General features: G+C 35.3%; 17 protein-coding genes. 7 read left to right on the top strand and 10 right to left on the bottom strand.

Going from position 1 to position 19,317, the window contains the following annotated elements:
* Positions 1 to 7: 7 nt before the first annotated feature.
* A complete protein-coding gene (locus GGR42_RS16880; RefSeq protein ID WP_167962808.1) occupies positions 8 to 2,206 on the bottom strand; it encodes a PAS domain-containing sensor histidine kinase in 2,199 nt (732 codons plus the stop codon).
* Between the two features lie 224 nt (positions 2,207 to 2,430).
* Here GGR42_RS16880 and GGR42_RS08430 point away from each other — a divergent pair, with 224 nt between their 5' ends.
* The gene (locus tag GGR42_RS08430; protein WP_167962806.1) at positions 2,431 to 2,910 is read left to right on the top strand and encodes an ankyrin repeat domain-containing protein; all 480 of its coding nucleotides are present in this window, start codon (positions 2,431 to 2,433) and stop codon (positions 2,908 to 2,910) included.
* A 21-nt stretch (positions 2,911 to 2,931) separates the two neighbouring features.
* Positions 2,932 to 3,708 (top strand): amidohydrolase, encoded by a 777-nt coding sequence (locus tag GGR42_RS08425; protein ID WP_167962804.1) that lies wholly within the window; start codon positions 2,932 to 2,934, stop codon positions 3,706 to 3,708.
* Here GGR42_RS08425 and GGR42_RS08420 read toward each other — a convergent pair.
* On the bottom strand, positions 3,692 to 5,305 hold the full coding sequence (locus GGR42_RS08420) for an Ig-like domain-containing protein (RefSeq protein ID WP_167962802.1): 1,614 nt from the start codon (positions 5,303 to 5,305) through the stop codon (positions 3,692 to 3,694). The two genes, GGR42_RS08425 and GGR42_RS08420, sit on opposite strands and share 17 nt — an antisense overlap.
* 46 nt (positions 5,306 to 5,351) lie before the next feature.
* Positions 5,352 to 6,059, bottom strand: a complete 708-nt coding sequence (locus GGR42_RS08415) for a ComF family protein (protein WP_167962800.1) — start codon at positions 6,057 to 6,059, stop codon at positions 5,352 to 5,354.
* A gap of 28 nt (positions 6,060 to 6,087) precedes the next feature.
* Between GGR42_RS08415 and GGR42_RS08410 the strand changes: the two genes are divergently transcribed.
* Both GGR42_RS08410 and GGR42_RS08405 read left to right on the top strand, forming a co-directional pair.
* Positions 6,088 to 6,984 carry a hypothetical protein gene (locus tag GGR42_RS08410; RefSeq protein WP_167962798.1) on the top strand — a complete coding sequence of 299 codons (897 nt, stop codon included), beginning with the start codon at positions 6,088 to 6,090 and terminating at the stop codon, positions 6,982 to 6,984.
* A 36-nt stretch (positions 6,985 to 7,020) separates the two neighbouring features.
* Positions 7,021 to 8,562 carry a glycine--tRNA ligase gene (locus tag GGR42_RS08405; RefSeq protein ID WP_167962796.1) on the top strand — a complete coding sequence of 514 codons (1,542 nt, stop codon included), beginning with the start codon at positions 7,021 to 7,023 and terminating at the stop codon, positions 8,560 to 8,562.
* Between the two features lie 4 nt (positions 8,563 to 8,566).
* Here the strand turns inward: GGR42_RS08405 and GGR42_RS08400 are convergent, their stop codons facing one another.
* Complete coding sequence (locus GGR42_RS08400; protein WP_167962794.1) at positions 8,567 to 9,262, bottom strand: 3-keto-disaccharide hydrolase; 696 nt, start codon at positions 9,260 to 9,262, stop codon at positions 8,567 to 8,569.
* Positions 9,263 to 9,276: 14 nt separating this feature from the next.
* Positions 9,277 to 11,343 carry a TonB-dependent receptor family protein gene (locus GGR42_RS08395; protein ID WP_167962792.1) on the bottom strand — a complete coding sequence of 689 codons (2,067 nt, stop codon included), beginning with the start codon at positions 11,341 to 11,343 and terminating at the stop codon, positions 9,277 to 9,279.
* A gap of 317 nt (positions 11,344 to 11,660) precedes the next feature.
* Between GGR42_RS08395 and GGR42_RS08390 the strand changes: the two genes are divergently transcribed.
* Together GGR42_RS08390 and GGR42_RS08385 are read left to right on the top strand one after the other, a co-directional pair.
* Positions 11,661 to 12,425: an exodeoxyribonuclease III gene (locus tag GGR42_RS08390; RefSeq protein WP_167962790.1), complete on the top strand. Its 765-nt coding sequence runs from the start codon at positions 11,661 to 11,663 to the stop codon at positions 12,423 to 12,425.
* Positions 12,426 to 12,497: 72 nt separating this feature from the next.
* Positions 12,498 to 13,538: an aldo/keto reductase gene (locus tag GGR42_RS08385; protein WP_167962788.1), complete on the top strand. Its 1,041-nt coding sequence runs from the start codon at positions 12,498 to 12,500 to the stop codon at positions 13,536 to 13,538.
* Between the two features lie 103 nt (positions 13,539 to 13,641).
* On the opposite strand, the gene radA is transcribed toward GGR42_RS08385, so the two are convergent.
* Genes radA through panC form a run of 5 tightly spaced genes read right to left on the bottom strand, consistent with a single transcriptional unit; the run spans position 13,642 to position 18,404 of the window.
* Positions 13,642 to 15,003 carry a DNA repair protein RadA gene (radA, locus tag GGR42_RS08380; protein WP_167962786.1) on the bottom strand — a complete coding sequence of 454 codons (1,362 nt, stop codon included), beginning with the start codon at positions 15,001 to 15,003 and terminating at the stop codon, positions 13,642 to 13,644.
* A gap of 52 nt (positions 15,004 to 15,055) precedes the next feature.
* Positions 15,056 to 16,201, bottom strand: a complete 1,146-nt coding sequence (locus GGR42_RS08375) for an alpha/beta hydrolase (RefSeq protein ID WP_167962784.1) — start codon at positions 16,199 to 16,201, stop codon at positions 15,056 to 15,058.
* 22 nt (positions 16,202 to 16,223) lie between these two features.
* Entirely contained in the window at positions 16,224 to 17,189 is a 966-nt protein-coding gene (locus tag GGR42_RS08370; RefSeq protein ID WP_167962782.1) for a lysylphosphatidylglycerol synthase transmembrane domain-containing protein, read from the bottom strand.
* Between the two features lie 2 nt (positions 17,190 to 17,191).
* On the bottom strand, positions 17,192 to 17,542 hold the full coding sequence (gene panD, locus GGR42_RS08365; RefSeq protein WP_167962780.1) for an aspartate 1-decarboxylase: 351 nt from the start codon (positions 17,540 to 17,542) through the stop codon (positions 17,192 to 17,194).
* Between the two features lie 13 nt (positions 17,543 to 17,555).
* On the bottom strand, positions 17,556 to 18,404 hold the full coding sequence (gene panC, locus GGR42_RS08360; RefSeq protein WP_167962778.1) for a pantoate--beta-alanine ligase: 849 nt from the start codon (positions 18,402 to 18,404) through the stop codon (positions 17,556 to 17,558).
* Between the two features lie 103 nt (positions 18,405 to 18,507).
* Between panC and GGR42_RS08355 the strand changes: the two genes are divergently transcribed.
* Entirely contained in the window at positions 18,508 to 19,317 is an 810-nt protein-coding gene (locus GGR42_RS08355) for a glycogen/starch synthase (protein WP_167962776.1), read from the top strand.

Genomic DNA, 19,317 nt, shown 5'->3' with positions numbered 1-19,317 from the left:
TTATATTTTAATTGGAATTAAAGCTTAATGTAAAAGTAGTCCCTACATTAACCTCGCTTTCTACATGTATTTTTCCACCCATGGACATCATTTGGTTCTTTGTAATGAACAGACCAATTCCTTTAGCATCTTTATGTGCGTGAAAGGTTTTGTACATGCCAAACATTTTGGGGCCATGTGTGTCTAAATCTATACCCAACCCATTATCTTTAAAAGCTAGTATAATTCTACCCCCTACATTTTTGGAACTTATTTCCAAGACTGGTGTTCTATTCGGGAAGGAATATTTAAGGGCATTGGTGAAAAGATTAAGCAAAATACTATCTAAATAAGCAGGGACCACATGTACAAAATGTGTTCCGTCAATATTTAGAATTACATTGGCATTTTGTTCCGCAATGTTGACATTAATATTTTTTTGGACGGTATTAATTGCTTCTAAGAGCGAAATTCGTCTCATTTTGACTTTAACGTCGGTTGTTATTTGTACTACCTCGTTTAAATGGGCAACCGTTTCACTAAGACTGTTTACCGAACTACCCAACATGTTCATTAAGTTTTCTTTTTCCTTTTCATCCTTCTCTTTGTCCAAGAAATCCTTAAGCATTGATAAATTGCTGGAATGTGATCTAAGGTTGTGGGATACAATATGGGCAAAGTTATAAAGACTCTCATTTTGTTTTCTAGTAACATCCACCAAACTTCTTAGTTTGTTTTCTTGGTATACCCTAGAAGTTAGGTCAACAATTTGGGATATAAAATGAGAAACGGTACCGTCATAGTTTTTTACAGCAGTAACAGTTAGTAGTGCATGCACGATTCCCCCTCTTTTATGAAAATATCTTTTATCTATTTGATAACTTATTCTATTGCCTTTTATTACTTCTTCTAGAAGTTCTATATCTTTTTCCAAGTCATTGGGGTGTGTAATGTCTTGGAACGTAAGTTTTAACAGTTCAGCTTTTGAGTAGCCCAAACTATTGCAAACACTTTGGTTTATTTCTAACCATTTGCCATCCAGGCCAACAAGTGCCATGCCTATTGCAGAATGTTCAAAAGCATATTTAAAGGACTCCCTACTTTTTTCAAGTTTTTGCTGAGCCAATCTTTGCTCTGTAATATCCCAATTTACTCCAACCACCTGCGAAGGAACGCCCTCTTGGTTTTTTACTACAGTGGCCACTGATTTTAAAAACTTTATAGTATTATGGCCGGTTTGGATTCTAAATTCACTAGTTACATTTTTGCCGTTTTTTATGGCCAATTGCATTTCATCATCAACTTTTTTGAAATCATCTGGGTGAATTTTCTCTTTCCATACATCATATAAAACTTGGTCTTCTAATTCATTAACTTCATAAATACTGTACATATTGGAATCCCAAGTGTCCGTTTTGTCAAGAATGTTGTATTCCCAAGTCCCAATTTTGGCCGCCTTTGTTGAAAGCTCTAGGCGTTTGGCCACTGCTCTATATTTTAATTCTATTTTCTTCTTATCATCTATATCTTGGAAAGTTCCATATAATTTAACGGTTTTTCCATTATGTGTTTCAGCTTCTCCTTTAACCCTTACCCAGATTTCTTTTCCTTCTGCCGTGACAAGAATGGCTTCTTCATCCCAAGGATTACCAGTATTGATTGCTGTATTTATTGCTTTGTTAATACGACTTCTATGTTCTCCAATTTTGTAGAAATCAATACATTCATTAAGTGTGGGAACAAACTCATAAGGAACTTCATGAATTTGTTTCGCTCTTCTTGTCCAATAAACAGTATTGTCCAAAAGATCAGCATGCCACCCCCCAATATTGGCAACTTTTTCTGCTCGTGTGGCTAAATTAATACGTTGTTTTTTTTTGGTGAAATCTTCCAATATAACCGAAATCGAGTCAACTTCTCCCGCATCATTTTTACATGGATACATTTTCCATTTTAACCACTGTGTTCTACCACTGGGTAAAGTAAATTTTTTCCCTTTAAGATTGGTGTTTTCTTGTCCTTGAAGGCATAATGTTAATAATTCATTGATTTCTATTGGAGTATCAGAAAACACATCAAAATAATATTTGCCAATAATATTAGTATCAGAAATATTAAAGTGAATCAACCATGTTGGAGAGTAATTTATAAAACATAGGTTGGAGTCCAACTGGGCAACAGGAACTGTTGCCAGAGCAATAAGTTCTTCTGAAATATTTGTATTCAAACAATAATTTATTTAAGAATAAATCTTATTATTAAGAAACAAAGATACGGCTTTTCTATTTACGTAAGTATTATCCTATAGAAATGAAAGTTTCTTACAATAACGTGTGTTCTTGTGTAATATCATTAATTATTTATGGGAAAAGGCGTTTGCCATCATTTTGAAAACTTGTATTTTACATCCAAGGATATTTAGCTTAAAAGTTTTTTCTAAATTTAGAACAAATGGACAATAGTGCAGATTTATTTAATGCAATACGAGAGGGAGACCTTACATTAGTAAAAGAAATATTGACTCAGTTCCCTGCTTTAGTTTATTCCAAGGACCAAAGGGGGTCAACACCATTGATACTGGCAACATATTACAATCATCTGGATATTACCAAATTTTTGTTGGAAAAAGGAGCTAATGTGGATGAAAAAGATGGGTCTGGCAATACTCCGCTTATGGGAGTTTGTTTTAAAGGATACAATGAGTTGGCTAAGTTTCTTATTAGGGCTGGGGCAAACGTTGATGCAACCAATGCTTTGGGGGGAACTTCCTTAATTTATGCAGCAACTTTTAATAGGGTTGAAATAGCAAAAATGCTTTTGGAAGAAGGAGCCAATACCTCCCTTAAGGATGCTAGGGGAAGTACGGCAATGAATCATGCAAAGACACAGGGTTTAACCGAGTTTGTGAAATTGCTGGAGGGTTTTAAATAATTTGATAACCCATGTTGAAAAATGATTAATAGACTTAAAACAGCTTTAATCCAAGCATCTTTGACTTGGGAAGACCCATTGGTAAATAGAAAAACTTTTTCTAAAAAAATTCTTGAAACTTCCAATGATGTTGACTTAATTATTCTGCCAGAAATGTTCACTACAGGTTTTACCATGTCTCCCAAACATATTGACCATGGGGAAGGTTTAAAAACAGTGGAGTGGATGCAAGCAGAAGCTTCGGCAAAGAATGCAGCCCTTGTGGGAAGTATTGTTTTCCAGGAAAACAATCAATTTTATAATAGGTTATTTTTTGTAAAACCTAATGGGGAAGTATCATTTTATGATAAGCGCCATACATTTACTTTAGCAGGTGAAGATAAAATATACACTGCCGGTACTTCAAAATTGATTGTGGAGTATAAGGGATTTAGAATTTGCCCTTTTGTTTGTTATGATCTTAGGTTTCCTGTTTGGGCTAGGAATACAGATTTTTATGATGTATTGATCTATGTAGCCAATTGGCCCAAACCAAGAATTAATGCATGGGATGCCCTCTTAAAGGCAAGGGCAATAGAAAATATGTCTTACTGTATTGGAGTAAACAGGATAGGTAAAGATAGTAATGGGCATGAATATAATGGGCATTCTGCTGTATATAATACCTTGGGAGAGGAGCTAATATTTTCTGAAAAAGAAGAGGTTCTTTATGCAAATTTGGAAAAAGAACATATTAAAAAAACCAGAGGGAAATTAAAATTTTTGGATGATAGAGATGAATTTACTCTCTTAAAATAAAGGTATGTTCCTCAATCCAAATGGCACGCATCTCAATAACCTCAGGATAATAACTTACTTTCTCAGGTTGTAATTTTTTAAGGTAGTTTCCAGTATCCCATATTCCATTGCCATTTTCATCATAGATTACCCTAACCATATATTTAGAAGGATCCAAATGACCAAATTCCAATATTTTTGGTTCCGTCATGTAAATTTCCCTAATAATATTATCCCCTTTTTCATTGGTAAGCTGAACAATCATAGGAAATCTTGTATTTCCAGTTAAGTTTAACCGTAAGGTCCCAAAATCTTCCAGACTTCCGGTTGACAGGTTATAGGTAAGAGTATCGTTTGTGTCTTTAAAGAAATCTTCAACAGCTCCAGGAAACAGCTCTAATTTATAACTTTGTTCTGGAACAACTTCAAAATCAAAATTCACTCTATTCTTTAGGGTGTCCAGGGAAACAGAAAAACTACCAGGCAAAGAATCTTGAATGGTAAGCATCATTTGTGAAGTATCAATTTTCACCAAAGGTGTATTGGCTATTAGATTATAATTTTCCTCAAAACTTAATTTTCTCAGCCCTGGGGATACTAATAAAGTGTCTGCAGGCAATTTTCTTGGCTTAACGCTAAAAGTATCAATTAGCTTAAGTTTTTCATTTGTTACTTTGAATATTATGGAATCCATTTCATAAGGAGTGAACCAAAAATTAAGAGTGTCTTTTTCCCTATCCTTTAGTAAAATGGTCTTTACCGTATCTGGCAATTCCGTCAAGGTTTCAATAACAAATTCTTCCCTATTTCCCTGGTATCCAAATTGAATTCTGTTTTCAGCAACAAAACTTGGAACTAATATGTTATAGTCGGGTTTTTCCTTGAACAATGTTAAAAGGTAGGTGGAGTCTGTGGGAAGCGTGATAGTGTCTTCTATAAAGCCTATTTTATCAGTCTTTTGGTCAAACATATTCGTTTTTCCTTCGTCACGTATGGCTGCAAGGGCATATTTCCCAGCTTTTAAATAGTTTAGCTTAAATATGATTGTGCTATCTAAGGTATTGGTAATATAATTTGGTGGTTGTTTGTATATGGTAGAATCTGTATAAGCACTGTCTATCTCATACAACATTACGCTTATAAACTCATCTGCTTTTTGGTTATATGCATCTCGTACCACTCCGGTCAAGGAAAGTGAATCTATATAATCCCCAGTAGAAAAAACATAGGTAAGAAAACTATTGGGGTTGCCCTCATTATTATCAACAATACTTTGGCCAAAGTTAAAAGTATACGTAGTATTTTCTTTTAAGGTGTCTTTAAGGATTATTTCAATATATTTTCTTGCGTTGCCCTGTGGTGTTATTTCTGGCAAATATTTTAGGGGCGGTGATACAATGAGTTGTTCCTGGATTTTTTCCAACTTAACGTACTCGTCAAAATACAAACGGATTCTTTTGGCGTCAAAATTAGTGGTCAAGTTTTCTGGTTCTGAACTTAAAAGTATGGGTGCGGTAATATCTTTTGGTCCACCAGTAGGGTTTCCCCTTCTAGCACATTGAAAAAAAGCAAATATGGTAAAAACCATAAAAATGAATCCTAAAATACGTCTCAGCATCACTATAAATATAACTTAGGGCAAAGAAACAACTAATTTGCAAAAATCAAGGCACTACTGCCATTGTAGCCACATAGATATTAACATTTTCTGCTCGGTGTAGAGCATTTGCACAGGCTTCTATCGTTGCTCCTGTTGTTATTACATCATCCACTAACAGCACGTTTTTATTTTTTAAAAAAGAAGAATTGGTCAATTCAAAAAGATTTTGATTTTGCTGCCACCTGTATATTCTTCCTTTTTTTGTCTGTGTTTTGGTATTGGCAGTTTTTATTAGAACATTATCCATATAATCTGCATTTAGATGATGTGCCAATTGTTTTCCAAAAAGAGCTACTTGGTTATATCCTCTTTTTTTTAATCTCTTTTTATGCAACGGAACAGGAATAATTACATCAATATATGCTGAAAATCCTTCTTTTTTTATGATTTGTCCAAACCAATCACCAAAAAAACTACCTATTTCCTCCTGATTTTTATATTTTAAATGATGAATAATGTTCTTAATTATGCCATTTTTTGTGAAAAATAGAAAGGAATTGACTTTTTTTATGTTAACTCTTCCATAAAAAATACGGTCAACAGGGTTTTCTTCGTTATAGTTATAATCGGTAAGAGGTAATTGGTTCCGACAAATGGTACATAAGGTTTTCTCTCCTCCGATTAAATGTGCATTACATCCAAAACAGATTGGAGGAAAGAGGATGTTGTGTACATCATTTAATATCTTTGTTAACTTGATGAAGTGTGACAAATCTTTTATAACCTACTTGTAAATATAGATGGAAGCCCAAGATAGTAAATTCAACTATAAGATTATCCTTGCCGCATTGGCAGCAGTTATTGTAGGCATTATTATTGCCTTTTACTACAGTTACGCACAATCGCAGACCCAAATAGATTTTTTAGAGCAAGAAAAAGGGCTTTTGGTGAAAGACCTTACCTTAATGAGAGCACAAGTAGATCAACTTTCTGCACGGAACGAAGTAAATGAAATTGAACTGGAAAGCTCTAGACACCGCATACAGCAGTTATTGGACTCTGTGGGCAGGATTAATTTTAATACTGCTAAATTAAGGGAAAACAGAAAAGAACTTAGGGCCTTGGAAGCCAAATATGATAGTTTAAAGCTTAAGAACAACTTTCTTACCTATAACAACATGCTTCTTTCTGAAAAGTATGAAGAAACCAGAACAAGAATACAAGAATTAAGAAATCAACGTAGTTCCTTGGCTCAAGCGGAGGCTGATCAACGCAAGAAAATACAGGAGTTAAATAATGAATTAAGGACCAAAAGCTATCTAAACTTGGAAAATGCCGAGGGAATGGGGTTTAGAGTTAGGAGTTCCAGACCTATTAGGACCAATAAGGCATCTACAATAGAAAAACTTAGAGGTTGTGTCACTATTGTTGGTAACCCAAATGTCTCTAGGGAAGATAAAGTTGTTTATTTCCAATTTTTAGGCCCAAATATGAATGTTATAGAAGATAATGCCAATACTATTTCTGTAAATGGAAATATCTATAGTAAGCGTATAGAAGTGGTTTTCATGGGAGATCAAGTAGATATTTGTGATTTTATTACGATTCCAGAAGGGTCTTTGCAGGAAGGACTATATACCCTCAATGTTTTTGAGGATGAAAGATTACTTTCTACCAATCAATTTGAATTAAAATAATTATATCCTTTTCTCTTAAAATTCTATTTTTGCCAAATGGCAAATCAAGAAGATGATTTTAAGAAGGTAATATCCCACGCAAAGGAATATGGGTATGTGTTCCAATCCAGTGAAATTTATGATGGACTCAGTGCTGTTTATGACTACGGACAAAACGGAGCTGAGCTAAAAAAGAACATTAGAGAGTATTGGTGGAGAGCCATGGTACAGCTTAATGATAATATAGTTGGAATAGATTCTGCCATTTTTATGCACCCAACCATCTGGAAAGCTTCTGGGCATGTTGATGCCTTTAATGACCCATTGATAGATAATAAAGATTCCAAAAAGAGATATCGCGCAGATGTTTTAATAGAAGATTATTGTGCAAAAATTGAAGCCAAGATTGATAAGGAAGTTGCAAAAGCAGCTAAACGGTTTGGAGACGCTTTTAATAAGGAAGAGTTTCTGGCAACCAATCCCAGAGTTGTAGGCTATCAAGAAAAAATAAATACGATTCTTTCCAGAATGGCCAAATCTTTGGAAGAGGAAGATTTAGCGGATGTAAAGGCTTTGATTGAAGAGCTCGAAATTGCCTGCCCCTTGTCTGGCTCCAAGAACTGGACAGATGTGAAACAGTTCAATTTAATGTTTGGAACTAAATTAGGAGCATCTGCCGATAGCGCAATGGACCTGTATTTGCGTCCAGAAACTGCTCAGGGAATCTTTGTTAATTTCTCGAATGTTCAAAAAACAGGTAGAATGAAAATCCCATTTGGGATTGCGCAGACAGGAAAGGCTTTTAGAAATGAGATAGTTGCACGGCAGTTCATATTTAGAATGCGTGAGTTTGAGCAAATGGAAATGCAATTTTTCATTAAGCCGGGAACACAAAAAGAGTGGTACGAACATTGGAAAGAAACCCGACTTAGATGGCACTTGTCACTTGGTATGGGAGAGGATAATTATCGTTTTCATGATCATGAGAAATTGGCACACTATGCAGATGCTGCAGCCGATATAGAATTTAAATTCCCGTTTGGTTTTAAAGAATTGGAAGGAATTCATTCTAGAACAGACTTTGACCTCAGTAGTCATGAAGAATTCTCGGGTAAAAAACTGCAGTATTTTGACCATGAAGAGAATAAGTCCTATGTGCCATATGTACTGGAAACATCAATTGGTTTGGACCGTATGTTTTTGGCTGTATTCTCAAACTCTCTTAAAGAAGAGGAATTGGAAAATGGAACCATAAGAACCGTTCTTAAATTGCCTGCTGTTTTAGCTCCCACAAAGGCAGCTGTACTTCCTTTGCTTAAGAAAGATGGGTTGCCAGAATTAGCCCATGAAATTGTAAACGAGCTAAAATGGGACTACAACGTAATTTATGATGAAAAGGATGCTGTTGGCCGTCGCTATAGAAGGCAGGATGCAAATGGAACCCCTTTCTGTATCACTGTGGACCACCAATCTTTAGAAGATAATACTGTAACGATTAGACATAGGGACACTATGGAGCAACAACGTGTTTCGGTGGACAAGGTGAAGGAAATTATTGCCAGTGAGGTGGATATGAAACACTGGTTAAGTAAGATTTAGGAGACTAATTGCTTAATTTAGTAATAGGGGTTAGTTCCACTTTCCTAAATTCCACTTCAGAACCTTCAGATTGGAGAGCAAAACTACCATTACTTGCAGTAGCGTTAAAACCATGGTTCACCAGTTTACCGTTTATCCAGACCTTAATTTCATTGGCAAGGCATTCAATTTGCATATAATTCCATTCTCCCGGTTTTTTTTCCACATTGCCAGTAAGGTTGGGAATGCGTCTATTTTTATCTCCGTCCACACCCCATTTTTCTTTAGGGCCCCGACGCTCTACCATATTGGGCACTTCCAAATCTTCCCCAATCAACCAAAAATCACCAGCTTCAGTGTGTTTTAACTGCACTTCCAAGGATTGTGGAAACATGGCATATAAACGCCTCATTTTATCTTTGGAAACATGTACCAATGCACCACAGTTTCCTGGTTTTCCGGCAAAACGATACTCTAAATTGACTCTATAATTTTCGTATGAAGCATCCGTAATTAAATGGCCTCCTGGTGTTCCCAATGACACCAACATCTTATTTCTAACTATAAAAGGGTTTCTTGTGCTGGACACTGTATCCATTTCTGGAACATCAATAAACCACCCGTTTAGGGATTCTCCATCAAAAAGTGATTTTGTGGTTTGCTTTTCGTTACAAGAGATAAACAGGACTAAAGAAATAGCGACTAGAGAAAGAGATTTCATAATATAAATATTTGCTACAACTGATATTTCAATTGTAAACCCCCATAAAAGTTACGATTATTTCCGGGATAATAATAGCGGGGCAGGGATCCTCCAAAGCCAGTAGCATTAATCAGTATGGACCGAGCATAGTGAACATTAAAGAAGTTGTTTATGCCAAATTGCGTTTCCAATTTAAATCTACTGGTCAGTTGTTTACTGTAACCCACTTTTGCATTGATGAGGTTGTATGTGTCCGTACTAAGTGTATTGGCATCATTTAATGGAATTATTCCCATATGTGTATAAGTCATGCCGGCAAACAAACCTCTGTCATGTTTTATTTGCATACCCGTAACAATTCTATGTTTGGGGACTCCAGTTATAGGATTTCCAGAAAAATCATTTTCCCCATCAACAAAATCAATAAAACGGTGGTCGCTAAAAGTATAATTAAAAAAGCGCTTCATTGTAAAGGTTTTAAATGCCTTCACGGTAATATCTAAGTCCAGCTCAATTCCTTGATGTTTGGTCTTACCCGCATTTTTACCAATATACTGATCATCACCTACACGCTGGGCCACCAAAAGATTTTTAATATCCATTTGATATACTGTTAAACCAACATTCACTTTCTTTTTAAACATCCTTAATTTGGAACCCAATTCATAATTAACCCCTGTTTCTTGAGCAATATCTGGGTTTATGACCCCATCTGGGGTCAAAGTTTCCTCTAGGCTTGGATTGGAAAATCCACGGCTTATATTGCCATAAAAAGAAGGTCCGTTTATATTCTTGTAAGACAGTGTTAGACTAGGCAAGGCAATGACGTCAAAACTTCTTTTGGCATTCTTGTTCTGAGAACCTGAATTGTATAAATCCCTAAAGTCATAATGGGTTTTGTTAATATTCAATCCTGCTTGAGCAGAAAAAGCTTCAGAAAAAGGATATAAAAATGTCCCAAAGGCACTAAAATGTCTACGATATTCTTTGTTATTGCTCAACCTATTCCCTTGCAAGCTCCCGTTGCCATTGTTTTCTTCATACAAATTTTCAAAGGTGCCCCAATTGTATTCATCTTTGTACAGTTCTCCTCCAAAAGTATATTCTGCAGAATTTAAATTTCCGGAAAAGGTACTTCTAAACCCATATCCATTACTAAACTCGTCCAAAATGTTAAATGGTCTAGGTTCATAATGGTCCAAATAAGTATAAAAAAGACTGGAGGTATTTTTTAATTTTTTATTGAATTCATGAGAATAGGAAATCCCTATTAGGGTATATTTATTGGCTTCATAACCTTTTGCGGCGTTCCAAGTAAAAGCTGCTTTTTGCGGATTTTCATTATAATCTGTTTCGTTCAGGGAACTAGGTATTTGTGCCGTATAATCAATATAATTTACTAGAAGCGCTATAGAGTTTTTTTGATTGAACTGATATGAGGTATTCAATAAAAACCCATTTCGATTAAAACTGTTGTTCTCACGATAACCATCGGTTTCCAGATGCCCATATTGAAAACCTAAAGCCAATTTTTCATCCTTGTGGTTAAAACTGACATTATCTTTTATTAAATTATAGGAACCCACAGTAAGACTATTGGAAAGAGTTGTGGTGTTTAATATGGCCTCATTGGGTTTTAATAGGATGGCCCCACCCAAATTACTTCCGAAGGATGTGGCTTTGGGACCCTTTACAACTTCAATAGCGTTGAGGTTTTCTAGGTCAAAAGCTTCAATAGTTGATGATCCTGTACCGTTTGTAATAGGGATATTGTTGTAATACATCCTAAGTTTGTCTGTGCTAAATGGGGTTCTTGCACCTATTCCTCGAATAGTAATTCTATTGGTGTTCAACGCACCGGAAAAGATAAGTACCCCAGAAATTTGATTTATAGAAGATACCATATCAATAGGACTATAACCTTGAAAAACCTCTTTGGTAATTACATCAGAAGGCGTAATGCCAGTTGCATTTTTGGTCTTGGCAAAATCACGTAATATAACCTCTTCTAATTGGGTGATGGAGTCTTTTTGCAATGTTTGCCCAGATGAAATAGAACAGATAAAAACATATAATAATAGACATATATTATTTTTCATAAATATTTTGGGCATTTTTTTATTGCACAGTTATGCGAAAATCAATTATTAAAAGCTCTTAAATAAAAGATTTAGACGAAAAGCACTTGTGAAATTGTTTTCGACAATAGATATATATACGAACTTACCTTTTACAATTAAGAAATTAAACTGAAGAAGGCCGCCAAATTTAGTAAATCAAATATATATATATACATTCAAAAATGTAATTTCTATTAAATCAGATTTGTTTTATTTAATCAACTACTAATCTATTTAGTTTTTTTGAGTTGTACCATACTATAAACTTTCTCTATTTTTGGGCCCAAATAATAAGTATGAAAATAGTTTCTTATAATGTAAATGGTATTAGAGCGGCATTGAACAAGGGTTTTTTGGAATGGCTAACAACCGTGGGTCCCGATGTAATATGCCTTCAAGAAATAAAGGCAAATAAGGACCAATTGGACCTTTCTATTTTTGATGAAGCAGGATATTCCCATAATTATTGGTATAGTGCACAAAAAAAGGGCTATAGTGGTGTGGCCATCTTATCCAAGGCAAAGCCAGATCATGTGGAGTATGGTACTGGGATTGATTATATGGATTTTGAAGGTAGAAATTTAAGGGTAGATTTTGGTGATGTTTCCATTATGAGCATGTACTTGCCCTCTGGCACCAATTTGGACAGGTTGGATTTTAAGTTAAAATATATGTCAGATTTTAAGGATTATACCATGGAACTTCGAAAAAAGAGGCCCAACCTCATTGTTCTAGGGGACTATAATATTTGTCATGAAGCAATTGATATTCACGATCCAGTTCGTAACAAAAATGTCTCCGGTTTTTTGCCCGTGGAACGTGAATGGATTGGCAATTTTATGGAAAGTGGCTTTATAGACAGTTTTAGGCACTTTAACAAAGACCCAGATAATTATACATGGTGGAGTTATAGAGCCAATGCCCGCAATAATAATAAAGGTTGGCGTTTGGATTATGGTATGGTGAGCAAACCATTGAAGAATAGATTAAAACGCTCTGTAATTCTTTCTGAGGCAAAGCATAGTGATCATTGTCCCATTTTAGTAGAGTTAGAGAAATAACATATTGTTAAGATTATAATGTTTGGAATTGGCTATTTTTAACGCTTTCTAAAATAAAACCACAATACTTCTATGGAGTATACCAACCTTCCAACCACTTCCATTAAAGTTAGTAAGATATGCTTGGGCACCATGAACATGGGCAAGCAAAATAATGAGGCTGAAGGGCATGAGCAAATGGATTATGCTATTGGCCAGGGCGTTAATTTTTTTGATACAGCTGAGCTTTATGCAATTCCTATTGAGAAAGAAACACAGGGTTCTACAGAAAATATCATTGGAACTTGGTTAAAGAAAACAGGGAATAGGGATAAGATTGTTTTGGCTTCAAAAATTGTTGGTCCACCAATTGTAAATAAACATTATATCCGTGATACTGGATATTCAAAAGAATCTTTTGAGGATGCATTGCACAGTAGCTTAAAAAGATTACAGACAGATTATATTGATTTATACCAACTGCATTGGCCCGATAGACAGACAAATTTTTTTGGCAAAAGAGGTTATAATCATGCCGATGCTAGTGAATGGGATGATAATATCAACGAAATTCTACATATTCTTTATGGCTATGTTAAAGAGGGGAAAATTAGACATATAGGTCTTTCCAATGATGTGCCGTGGAGTACTATGCGCTATTTAGAAGAGGCTAAGTATCGTAACCTTCCAAGAATTGTTTCGGTTCAAAATCCATATAATTTGTTGAATAGGACATATGAAGCGGGTCTTGCTGAAATTTCCTTAAGAGAGAATATAGGATGTTTGCCATATTCTCCATTGGGTTTTGGAAGACTTTCAAATAAATTCATTGAAGGTCATGATGTGTCCAAAGCTAGGATTAATTTATTTCCTAATATGGCCCGCTATAATGGAGAGAACTCGTTAAGAGCAACACAGATGTACTATGATTTGGCACGTGAAAATGGAATGTCCTTAGCGACTATGGCGTTGGCCTTTATCAACCAACAATCTTTTGTGACCAGCAACATTATTGGGGCTACAACCATGAAACAACTTAAAGAAAATATAGATAGTATTAATGTAACACTAAGCGATGAGCTAATAGCAAGTATTAATGACATTCATGAGTTGATTCCAAATCCCGCACCATAAATATGGCTTTAATTTTTTTACAAATTGGATTTTGGCAAATAGCATTTATTCTTGTTGTTATAATTATTTTAATGGTGATAGCCAGAATAATGAGAGATAAACGCTAACCAAATAAATAAGCTACCACATCTTCAATTTTAGAGACTAATTGAATTTTGATCTTTGTATTTTTAAGACTGATTTTGTTGTTTTTAGAAACATAAATTGAAGTAAAACCGAGTTTTTCCGCTTCTGAGATTCTTTGGTCAACACGTTGTACAGAACGTATTTCTCCAGCTAACCCCACTTCTGCTGCAAAACAAACGCCTTTTTCTATAGGAATATCGGAATTGCTAGATAATATCGCTGCAATTACAGCAAGGTCAATTGCTGGATCATCAACAGAAATTCCACCTGTTATGTTTAAAAACACATCTTTTGCAGCTAATTTAAACCCAGCTCGTTTCTCCAAAACGGCCAAGAGCATATTTAATCTTTTGGCATTATAACCTGTTGTAGAGCGCTGGGGCGTACCATAAACTGCTGTACTCACTAATGCCTGTATTTCTATCATCAATGGTCGCATGCCTTCCACCGTGGACGCTATTGCAGTACCACTTAATCCTTCATCATTTTTGGAAATAAGGATTTCTGATGGGTTGTTCACTTCTCTTAAACCACTTCCCTGCATTTCATAAATGCCCAGTTCTGCAGTGGATCCAAAACGATTTTTAAGCGAACGTAAAATTCGGTAAACATAATTTCTATCACCCTCAAATTGGAGGACAGTATCTACCATATGTTCCAATATTTTGGGGCCAGCAATGGTTCCGTCTTTGGTAATGTGTCCAATTAGAATAACAGGAGTATTAGTTTCTTTGGCAAACTTTATGAGTTCTGCTGTGCATTCCCGTATTTGCGAAATACTGCCCGCTGCGGATTCAATGTAGTCTGAATGCAAAGTCTGAATAGAGTCTATTACTACTAAATCTGGTTCAGAAGCCTCAATTTGTTGAAAGATATTTTGTGTCTTGGTTTCGGTTAGTATTAAACAGGTTTCACTGTTTGGATGAATCCGGTCTGCACGCATTTTTATTTGCTTTTGGCTTTCCTCACCTGAAACATATAAAGTTTTATAGGGCAGTTTTAATGAAATTTGAAGCAGAAGGGTGCTTTTCCCAACACCGGGTTCCCCACCTAAAAGAGTAAGAGACCCAGGAACAATTCCCCCACCAAGTACTCGATTAAATTCTAAATCAAAAGAATTTAAACGGATTTCCTTTTCAGTGCTTATTTCATTGACTCTTAATGGTTTTGCTATTTTTTGGGAAGAGTTAGAACCAATTTTCCAATTGGTTTTTTCTTCTTTCTGTACTACTTCCTCAACAATGGTGTTCCATTGTTTGCAGGCATTGCACTGCCCGACCCATTTTGCATATTGGGTACCACAGTTTTGACAAAAAAAAGCAGTTTTGGTCTTTGCCATTCCTTAATTTAAGGTTTGGACGAAGATATTAATTTAGGTTTGAATTTTTGGGTTAGTATCCAAAATCAGCCTTTAATGCATCCATTTTTTCCAAGGCCATATCTTTGGTCAAAAAATCTATTTCCTCCATTCCAAAAGCCTTTTCAAAGGTTTTTAAAGCTTTTTTGGGCTCACCTATTTCCTCATAATATTCTCCTTCAAAGTAAAATCCTAGCATAGTGTCCGGAAATTCCTTTTTGCATAAATCGGAAAGTGATTTTAATGATTCAAAATCAGACTTTTTTCTTACAGCAGCGTAAATGGCTATAACATCATTAAGTTCATAGTCCTTTTTAAACCCAAATAAATCCTCTATGACCGTGTATTTGGTTTCTAGATAATTAAATACAGGCTCTTCTGAAGTCAAGATTTTTTCTTTGTATTCTTTTGGGCTAATTTGCCTGAACATTTTAAAGATATTATCAAACGCCTTGCCAATACCATAAGTGGCAATCGAAATATCATCTGCATCCTCGTACTCCTCAAAAAAATAATGGAGGGATTCTTTATCAATTTCTTTTAAAGCCTTGTCCATGGCTAATATTTGAGGTTTATCATTGTTCTTTTCACCTTCCACAATAAGTTGGTAAAAAATTTGCTGATCCATGGCGGCCAATCTGGTTGGCACCCTTGTTTCCATCTCTGGAGCCATTGTCGGCGAAATACTAACATAAGCATTGAACAAAGAAGCCTCTTTGAACAAAAAGAAATTGCCAAAATTGGCAGTGATATCGTACCCTACAAACATTTTAAATGGAGCAGTACTATAACTGGTCTCTAAATAGGGAATGAGTTCCATTCCAAGGAATTCATAGAAATTTTTACCTTTTTCGGTTGGCAACCCATTTATCTCATCATATGCACAATCCTCCCAACGTAAATCATTTTTGCTTTGGTTGACCCCGACAATTATGGCTTGAGGCATTCGGTGGAAGGTGCTATAGAATTTTGCATTTGACACAACATTGTCAAATAGATATTCGGCGTCTAATACAACAATAATGGGGTATTTTTTTTCCTCCGAATAATCTTCAGGAAAATAATATTTAACATCCCTTCTTTCTTGAAGTTTAAAAGATTCAAAAATTTCTTGGGTCACTTGTGCGGTTAAACCAATGCATGCCAAGAGAAATATAGCAATTAGAATAGGTCTTTTCATAAGGGTTTTGGACAAACAGAGTTTATCTGTTTCTGTTCAATAACGGTAAAAGCAGAAAAGATATTGCACCAAAGAAAACAACCATAAAGGTTTGCGAAATCCACATAATCCAGCCAAAAGCATTCCCTGATACAATACTGATTCCGAAAATCTCCAGGGATTTGGATACGGCGGCAGGGTAGGCTATAAAACCACCATTTGTTGTGGTCATTGCAATAGCTCCACCAACAAAAGCAACAAGTAGAGACCCCAAGGAGAGGTCTGCCGTTTCTGGAATTGTATATTTTACGACCCAAAACATGGCAATATATGCCACCCAAATAAAAATAGTATGGAAAAGAAAGGCCCATTTATGCTTCATTTTAAAAATGCTGAGCACACCATCTAACATGTTTTTTAGAAAAATCTTGAGCTTCATTGCAAAATTGGAAGTAGATTTTTTGATTAACCTAATCATTAAAAGCAACCCAATTACTCCAATAAAAAGCACTATTATACCAGTGATTAAACCTACCCCTTGTTCTTGTAAAAAGCCTAAAATAAGTTCTGTTTGTAAAAGCAAGGCAATAATTATGATGATAAACAACATTAATAAATCGACAATCCTCTCGGTTACAATAGTGCCAAAACCTTTTTCAAAGGGAACATCTTCATAGGTGGTAAGGGCAGTGGCCCTAAGAATTTCACCTGATCTAGGAATCCCAAGATTTGTTAAATACGCAGTGAGGATTATAAATACATTGTTGCTTGTTTTGGGTTTATACCCCAATGGTTCCAATAAATAATTCCACCTTATGGCACGGGATATATGACTTAGAATACCTATTACGACAGAGATGCTAATCCAAAGAGGGTTGGCATTTTTAATATGGTTTACAATTTCTATCCTTTGTTCGGATGTGGTAGAACTATATAGGTACCAGACTAAAAAAACTCCCAAGGCTATTGGGAGTAGTAATTTTAAAGTCTTTTTTAGTTTAGAATTCAAAACTATGTTAATAGATTGTTTTCTTCATTTGGAAAAACCAGAGATGGGTTAAAAGTTTTGGCATCTTCAATTCCCATCCAAGCATAGCTTATTAAAATTAGAACATCACCTACGGCCACTTTTCTTGCTGCAGCTCCATTCAAAGTAATTTCTCCGCTACCTCTTGGCCCTGGAATGGCATAGGTTTCTAATCGCTCCCCATTGTTGTTGTTTACTATTTGTACTTTTTCACCTTGAATAAGGTTGGCGGCATCCATTAAGTCCTCATCTATAGTGATGCTGCCTATATAATTTAAGTCGGCACCGGTTACTTTTACTCGGTGAATTTTAGATTTTACTACTTGAATTTGCATGGGACAAAGTTAATTAATTAAGTGCAATATTGTCTATTAAACGAACACCTTCGGTATAAACGGCAACAAAAGCCCTATATTTTCTATCTTTCTGTTTTCTTAAAAGTGGAGTCAACGTATCAACATCGGTAATTTGAATATATTCCAATTCAAATATAGGATGTTGTTCAAATTGATTTCGCACCCATTCTATTACCTTACTCGCACTTTTTGTGCCAAATTCATTTTTGGCAGATTTTAGGGTTTCATATATAAACCCGGCCTTTTTCCTTACCGGTTTTGACAGTCTTTCGTTTCTGGAGCTCATTGCCAATCCATTAGATTCACGGACTATTGGGCAGCCAATTATTTCTATGGGAATTTTCCTGATTTCGACTAATTTTTTTATAATCTGTAGTTGCTGAAAATCCTTTTCTCCAAAGTAGGCCTTATTTGGCATAACCGCTCTCAAGAGCAATTCTACAATGGTTGCCACCCCATTAAAATGGCCGGTTCTGAACTCTCCCTCCATTACTTTCTCCAAACCATCAAACTTAAAAGATTTGGATTTTATTTTCCCTTCATACATTTCATCAGCGGTAGGCGCAAATACTATAACTATTCCAGAAACCGCCTTAAGGAGTTGAATATCCTTGTCTAAAGTTTTTGGATATTTCTTTAAATCTTCCTTGTTGTCAAATTGCGTAGGGTTTACAAAAATACTCACAACAACATGGGAATTTTCAGAAATGGCCTTGTTGACTAAGGAAATATGACCTTGATGTAAGGCTCCCATGGTAGGAACCATACCTATGGAATGGTTTTTGGTTTTAAGAGAAGAAAGGTGGCTCCTCAATTCAGTTTTTGAGTGAAATACCAGCATAATTTGGTTTAAAAGCTAGCAAACTTACTATAATTACGGCTAATCTGTATAATTTTTGTAATTTTGCATTCGCGTTTATCCGAGTAAACAAAATACATTTTTTATGAATGGAAAAAAGATATTGTTTGTATCTTCAGAATTAGTGCCATACTTACCACAGAACGAAGTTTCCTTAATGTCATATGAAACACCAAGAATGGTCAACAGTAATGGAGGCCAAATAAGGATTTTTATGCCTAGGTATGGGAATATTAATGAGCGTCGACATCAATTACATGAGGTTATACGTTTATCTGGTATGAATTTGGTAATCAATGATATGGACATGCCATTGATTATAAAAGTGGCATCCATACCCAGAGAGCGTATACAGGTTTATTTTATTGATAACGAAGAATATTTTAAGAGAAAGGCAACTTTTGCCGATCAAGAGGGCAAATTATTTCCCGATAATGATGAAAGAGCCATTTTTTTTGCAAAAGGAGTGGTTGAAACTGTAAAGAAATTAAACTGGTCTCCAGATATTATCCATATTCATGGTTGGATGGCTTCATTGCTTCCATTGTACCTTAGAGAGTACTACGGAGACGAACCTTTATTTGCCGACAGTAAAATAGTTACATCTGTTTACGGAAATGGATTTGAAGGAGATTTGGATAAAAAAATAAAAGAAAAAATTGCTTTTGATGGTATAGCCAATGAAAATTTAGCTCCACTATCCACTCCCAACTATAATAATTTGTTAAAAATAGCAGTAGATTTTTCTGATGCTGTTATTTTAGCCTCGGAAGAAATTCCAACAGAATTAAATGAACACATTGCCAACCTTCAAAAACCAGTGTTACCATATGTTCCTTTGCAAGAATTCGAAGAAGCATATATGAACTTTTACAACACAGAAGTCTTAAAATAA

The sequence above is a fragment of the Saonia flava genome, assembly GCF_011927795.1.
GTDB lineage: Bacteria > Bacteroidota > Bacteroidia > Flavobacteriales > Flavobacteriaceae > Saonia > Saonia flava.
Note: the sequence above shows the minus strand (reverse complement) of the source record. Positions and strands in the feature narration are given on the sequence as shown.